The sequence below is a fragment of the Mycobacterium asiaticum genome (genome assembly GCF_001668675.1).
Lineage (GTDB): Bacteria > Actinomycetota > Actinomycetes > Mycobacteriales > Mycobacteriaceae > Mycobacterium > Mycobacterium asiaticum_D.
Genome location: NZ_LZKQ01000241.1, coordinates 1 through 6,613, shown reverse-complemented (window position 1 = coordinate 6,613; position 6,613 = coordinate 1). Strand labels below are relative to the sequence as shown.

Genomic DNA, 6,613 nt, shown 5'->3' with positions numbered 1-6,613 from the left:
CACGCTGCTGGCGCGCATGGAAAACGACCGCGACCGGTTGGTCGTCATTATCGCCGGGTACCGCGCCGACCTGGACAAGTTCCTCGACACCAACGAGGGTCTGCGTTCCCGCTTCACCCGTAGCATCGACTTCCCGTCCTACCAGCCCTCCGAGTTGACCGAGATCGCGAATCTCATGGCCCAGCAACGGGACAGCGTGTTCGAGCAGGCGGCGCTGGACAGCATGCAGGCGCTGTTCACACACCTGGCGGAGACGTCGTCGCCGGACAGCAACGGGATCGCGCGACGCAGTCTGGACATCGCGGGCAACGGCCGGTTCGTGCGAAACATCGTCGAACGGTCGGAGGAGGAACGCGAATTCCGGCTCGACCACTCCGAACAAGCAGGCACGGGTGAATTCACCGACGAGGAATTGATGACCATCACCGCCCAAGATGTCGCCAATACGGTCGCTCCGCTGCTCCGCGGACTCGGACTATCGGTACCGGCATGAGCAACAGGAGCGAGTTCGACAGCGAGCGGGAAGACGAGCGGCGTTCGTTCACTTCCCGGACGCCGGTCAACGAGAACCCCGACAAAGTGGAGTACCGGCGCGGCTTCGTCACCCGCCATCAGGTGAGTGGCTGGCGGTTCGTGATGCGCCGCATCGCCTCCGGTATCGCGTTGCACGACACCAGGATGCTGGTCGACCCGTTGCGCACCCAGTCCCGGGCGGTGCTGATGGGCGTGCTGCTGCTGATCACCGGATTGATTGGCTGCTTTGTGTTTTCGCTGATCCGGCCGAATGGTCAGGTGGGCAACAACACGGTACTGGCGGACCGGTCGACCGCCGCGTTGTATGTGCGGGTCGGTGAGCAGTTGCACCCGGTGCTCAACCTCACCTCGGCCCGGCTGATCGCGGGTCAACCGGTCAACCCGACCACGGTGAAAAGCACTGAGCTGGACCGCTTTCCGCGCGGCAACCTGATCGGAATCCCCGGTGCCCCAGAGCGCATGGTGCAGAGCACGTCGCGCGACGCGGACTGGACGGTGTGCGACGGCGTCAGCGGGCAACCCGGCCGCGGCGCGCACAGCACCGGTGTCACCGTGATCGCCGGGCAGCCGGACAGCGAAGGCGCCCGCGCAAGGGCGATCACGTCCGGCCAGGCGATCCTGGTCGACAGCGGCGACGGCAGCTGGCTGCTGTGGGAAGGCAAGCGCAGCCGGATCGACCTCGCCGACCGCGCGGTCACCAATGCCCTGGGGCTCGGTACCGAGGTACCGGCGCCGCGGCCGATCGCCCCGGGTCTCTTCAACGCGATTCCGGAGGCGCCGCCGTTGGCCGCGCCGCCCATCCCGAACGCGGGTGCTCCGGCACCCTTCGCCGTGCCCGCGCCGATCGGCGGGGTAGTGGTGTCGTATGCGCTCGACCGCAGTTCGTCGGAGAACATCACCTACTACGCGGTGCTGCCGGACGGGTTGCAGCCGATCTCACCGGTGCTGGCCGCGATCCTGCGCAATACCAACTCCTATGGCCTGCAGCAGCCGCCGCGGCTGGGTGCCGACGACGTCGCCAAGCTGCCGGTGTCGCGCCTGCTGGACAGCAGCCGCTACCCGGCGCAGCCGGTCACGCCGATCAATGCCGGCAGCAACCCGGTCACCTGCGCGTTCTGGACCAAGCCGGCCGGGGCAGCCACGAGTTCGCTGAGCTTGCTCTCGGGTTCGGCGCTGCCGGTGGCCGAGGGGCTGCACACCGTCGAGTTGGTCGGCGGCGGCGCGAAGGTGGCGCTGGCCCCGGGCACCGGCTACTTCACCCAGACCGTCGGCGGGGGGGCGGCCGCGCCGCCCACCGGATCGCTGTTCTGGGTCTCCGACACCGGAGTCCGCTACGGCATCGACAACGAGGCCGACGGCCGGTCCGGAGCCAGTGGTCACGGCAAAGCGGTTGAGGCGCTGGGGCTTCAGTCCCCGCCGCTCGGCATCCCGTGGTCGATTCTGTCCTTGTTCGCACCCGGTCCGACGCTGTCGCGTGCCGACGCGCTGCTGGCGCACGATGGCCTGCCGGCCGACAGCCGACCTGGCCGTCCGGTTTCCGCCGAAGGGGAGCCCCGATGAGCAGACTGATCTTCGAGGCCCGGCGGCGGTTGACGCCGCCGAGTGCCCGCAAGGGCACCATCACCATCGAGGCGCCGCCGGAGTTGCCGCGGGTGATCCCGCCGTCGCTGTTCCGGCGTGCGATGCCGTACCTGATCGGAATCCTGATCGTCGGCATGATCGTCGCGCTGTTCGCCACCGGGATGCGCCTGATTTCGCCGCAGACACTGTTCTTCCCGTTCGTGTTGTTGCTGGCCGCGACCGCGCTGTACCGCGGCGACAGCAACAAGACCCGCACCGAGGAAGTCGACGCTGAACGGGCCGACTACCTGCGCTACCTGTCGGTGGTTCGGGACAACATCCGGGCCCAGGCGGCCGAGCAGCGCGCGGCCGCGCAGTGGTCGCACCCCGAACCGCAGGCCCTCCTTGCGGTGCCCGGGTCGCGTCGTCAGTGGGAACGGGACCCGGACGACTCCGACTTCCTGGTGGTCCGCGCCGGTCGCCACTCCGCACCGCTGGCCACCACGCTGCGGGTTAGTGACACCGCCGACGAGATCGACCTGGAGCCGGTGTCGCACAGCGCTTTACGCAGCCTGCTCGACACCCAGCGCACGGTCCGCGACGTGCCGACGGGAATCGATCTGACCAAGTTGTCGCGCATCACGGTGCTGCCCGGCGCGGGGGGTGATCCCGCCGATGTGCGGGCAGCGGTGCGCGCGTGGATCGCCCAGGCCGTGACCTGGCACGACCCGACGGTGCTGGGGGTGGCGGTCGCCGCCCGTGATCTCGAGGGTGCCGACTGGTCCTGGCTGAAGTGGTTGCCGCACGTCGATGTTCCCGGGCAGGTCGACGGTGTCGGCCCGGCCCGCTACCTGAGCACCGACGCCGACGAGTTGGTCGACCTGCTCGGTTCGGCGCTCGAAGACCGCCCGGCCTTCACCGGGCGGCCCGTCGACACGTTGCGCCACTTGTTGATTGTCGTGGACGACCCCGATTACGACCTGAACGCCTCGACGCTTGCGGTGGGCCGGGCCGGTGTCACCGTGGTGCACCTCTCGGCGACGGCGCCGCACCGGGAGCAGTACTCGGACCCGGAGAAGCCGATCCTCAAGGTCGAACCCAATAATGGGAAAAGCGCCATCGAACGTTGGCAGACCGGGGGCTGGCAGCCCTACATCGACGAGGCCGACGCGTTCGGCGTGGACGAGGCTTCGCATCTGGCTCGCCGGCTGTCGCGCTGGGACTCCAATCCCACCCACACCGGCCTACGCTCGGCCGCTACCCGCGGGGCCAATTTCACCACGCTGCTTGGTATTTCGGATGCCTCGCACCTCGACGTGCCGGCGCTGTGGGCACCGCGGCCGCGTGACGAGGAGCTGCGCGTCCCGATCGGTGTCACCGCTACCGGCGAGCCGCTGATGTTCGACCTGAAGGACGAAGCCGAGGGCGGGATGGGCCCGCACGGTCTGATGATCGGTATGACCGGTTCCGGCAAGTCCCAGACGTTGATGTCGATCCTGTTGTCGCTGTTGACGACTCATTCTGCTGACCGGCTGATCGTCATCTACGCCGACTTCAAGGGTGAGGCCGGTGCCGACAGTTTCCGCAACTTCCCGCAGGTCGTTGCGGTGATCTCGAACATGGCGGAGAAGAAGTCACTGGCCGACCGGTTCGCCGACACGCTGCGCGGCGAGGTCGCCCGGCGCGAGATGCTGCTACGGGAGGCCGGCCGCAAGGTGCAGGGCAGCGCGTTCAACTCGGTCACCGAGTATGAGAACGCTCGCGACGGGGCGGGTGCGGGACTCGACTTGCCCCCCATCCCAACACTTTTCGTGGTCGCCGACGAGTTCACCCTGATGCTGGCCGATCACCCGGAATACGCGGAGCTGTTCGACTATGTGGCCCGCAAAGGCCGCTCGTTCCGCATCCACATCCTGTTCGCGTCGCAGACCCTGGATGTGGGCAAGATCAAGGACATCGATAAGAACACCTCGTACCGCATCGGTCTGAAGGTGGCCAGTCCCAGCGTGTCTCGCCAGATCATCGGTGTGGAAGACGCCTATCACATCGAATCGGGCAAGGAGCACAAGGGCATTGGGTTCCTGGTGCCCGCACCGGGTGCGGCCCCTATTAAGTTTCGTTCCACCTACGTCGATGGCATCTACGAACCACCGCAGGCGGCAAAGACTTTGGTGGTGCAATCCGTTCCCGAGCCGAAGTTGTTCCCGGCCGGGCGGGTGGAGCCGGATCCGGGCACCGTCATCTCCGGCGCCGAACAGGACGAGCAGACCGGGCCGCCGCGCAAGCTGATCGCGACGATCGGCGAGCAGTTGGCCGGCTACGGGCCACGGGCGCCGCAACTGTGGCTGCCGCCGCTGGACGAGCCGATCCCGCTGACCAGCGTGCTGGCCCGCTCCGGGGTGCCCGCGCGCCAATGGCGCTGGCCGCTGGGCGAGGTCGACAAGCCGTTTGAGATGCGCCGCGACCCGCTGGTGTTCGACGCGATGTCGGCGGCCGGCAACATGCTGATCCACGGTGGCCCCAAGTCAGGCAAATCGACTGCGCTGCAGACGTTCATCCTGTCGGCGGCCAGCCTGCACTCGCCGCGCGAGGTCACCTTCTACTGCCTGGATTACGGCGGCGGACAACTTCGCGCCCTGGAAGACCTGGCGCACGTCGGCACCGTCGCCACGGCGCTGGAACCCGAACGCATCCGGCGCACCTTCGGCGAGCTGGAGCAGCTGCTGCTGGCCCGCCAGCAGCGCGAGGCGTTCCGGGATGCGCCGAACGGCCACCACAACGGCTCCAAGCAGAACGACGGGTTCGGCGAGGTGTTCCTGGTGATCGACAACCTGTACGCCTTCGGCCGGGACAACACCGACCAGTTCAACACCCGTAACCCGTTGCTGGCCAAGGTGACCGAACTGGTCAACGTGGGCCTGGCCTACGGCATCCACGTGGTCATCACGACGCCGAGCTGGCTGGAGGTGCCGTTGGCGATGCGCGACGGGCTGGGTTTGCGGCTCGAGCTCAAGCTGCACGACGCGCGCGACAGCAACGTGCGGGTGGTCGGTGCGCTGCACCGCCCTGCCGACGCCATCCCCAACGACCAGCCGGGCCGCGGATTGACCATGGCTGCACAGCATTTCCTGTTCGCCGAACCGGAGCTCGACCAGATAGCCGTGATCAACGACCGGTACCCGGGTCAGGTCGCGCCGCCGGTGCGGTTGCTGCCCACCAACCTGGCACCGGCGACGGTCGGCGCGGTGTGGCGTGGGCCCGAGCAGGTGGTCATCGGCCAGCGCGAGCAGGACTTGGCACCGGTGGTGCACGACTTCGCCGAGAACCCGCTGCTGATGGTGTTCGGCGACAGCAAGTCCGGCAAGACGACGCTGCTGCGCCACATCATCCGCACGGTGCGCGAGCACTCGAGTCCCGACCAGGTGGCATTTACCGTGCTGGACCGCCGACTGCACCTCGTCGAGGAGCCGTTGTTCCCGGACAACGAGTACACGGCGAATATCGACCGGGTGACGCCGGCGATGATCGGGTTGGCGAACCTGATCGAAGCGCGCCGGCCGCCGGCGGGGCTGTCGCCGGTCGAGCTGTCGCGCTGGACCTATGACGGCCACACCCACTACCTGATCATCGATGACGTGGACCAGATCCCGGACTCGGCGGCAACCAGCGGACCCTACCTCGGGCAGCGCCCCTGGTCCCCGCTCATCGGACTGCTCGGGCAGGCCGCCGACCTGGGGCTGCGGGTCATCGTCACCGGACGAGCGTCCGGATCCGCGCACGGCTTGATGACGAACCCGTTGCTGCGCAGGTTCAACGACCTGCAGGCCACCACGCTGATGTTGGCCGGTAACCCGCAGGACAGCGGGAAGATCCGCGGGCAGCGATTCAGCCGGCTACCCGCCGGGCGGGGAATCCTGTTGTCCGACAGTGATACTCCGACCTTCGTGCAGTTGATCAACCCCCTCGCCGGCGAGGGCGCGATATTCGGTGAAACGCAACAGAAGGGAAGTCAGTCATGACGTTGCGAGTGGTCCCTGAAGGATTGACCGCCGCGAGTGCCGCAGTGGAGGCGCTGACGGCGAAGCTGGCGGCCGCGCATGCCGCGGCAGCTCCGCTGATCACCGCGGTGGTGCCACCGGCGGCGGACCCGGTGTCGCTGCAGACCGCCGCCGGGTTCAGTGCGCAGGGCCAGGAGCACGCGGCGGTCGCGGCTCAGGGTGTCGAGGAACTGGGCCGCGCGGGTGTCGGTGTGGGCGACGCCGGCGTCAGCTACCTCGCCGGTGACGCGGCGGCCGCTGCGACGTACGGCATCTCGGGCGGCTGACTGTGCCATTCGCCGTGAGCCCTCCGCTGGGGCCGATCTGGGTTGCTTCGCCGCCTGAGGTGCATTCGGCGTTGCTGAGTACTGGACCGGGACCGGCGTCGCTGTTGGCGGCGGCCACGGCCTACCACGAGCTCAGTGCCGAATACGCCGCCACGGCAGCGGAACTCAGTGGCCTGGTGGGGACGGTCGCGGCGG

4 protein-coding genes and 1 pseudogene are annotated in these 6,613 nt (G+C 68.1%); all 5 read left to right on the top strand.

What is annotated here, in order from left to right:
• Positions 1 to 493 (top strand): annotated as a pseudogene (locus tag A9X01_RS21045) (type VII secretion AAA-ATPase EccA); the annotation flags it as partial.
• The gene (eccB, locus tag A9X01_RS21040; RefSeq protein ID WP_065122608.1) at positions 490 to 2,094 is read left to right on the top strand and encodes a type VII secretion protein EccB; all 1,605 of its coding nucleotides are present in this window, start codon (positions 490 to 492) and stop codon (positions 2,092 to 2,094) included. The pseudogene A9X01_RS21045 and the gene eccB, both read left to right, overlap by 4 nt.
• Positions 2,091 to 6,113, top strand: coding sequence for a type VII secretion protein EccCa (gene eccCa, locus A9X01_RS21035; RefSeq protein WP_065122607.1), 4,023 nt, complete (start codon positions 2,091 to 2,093; stop codon positions 6,111 to 6,113). Before eccB ends, eccCa begins: the two co-directional genes overlap by 4 nt.
• On the top strand, positions 6,110 to 6,418 hold the full coding sequence (locus A9X01_RS21030; protein ID WP_065122606.1) for a PE family protein: 309 nt from the start codon (positions 6,110 to 6,112) through the stop codon (positions 6,416 to 6,418). Before eccCa ends, A9X01_RS21030 begins: the two co-directional genes overlap by 4 nt.
• 26 nt (positions 6,419 to 6,444) lie before the next feature.
• Positions 6,445 to 6,613, top strand: a 169-nt coding sequence (locus A9X01_RS21025; RefSeq protein ID WP_155772200.1) for a PPE domain-containing protein, incomplete at its 3' end; no start/stop codon positions are given.

Coding starts and splice junctions, on each gene's coding strand:
- eccB (WP_065122608.1), top strand. CDS start 490: ATGAGCAACAGGAGCGAGTTCGACAGCGAGCGGGAAGACGAGCGGCGT.
- eccCa (WP_065122607.1), top strand. CDS start 2,091: ATGAGCAGACTGATCTTCGAGGCCCGGCGGCGGTTGACGCCGCCGAGT.
- A9X01_RS21030 (WP_065122606.1), top strand. CDS start 6,110: ATGACGTTGCGAGTGGTCCCTGAAGGATTGACCGCCGCGAGTGCCGCA.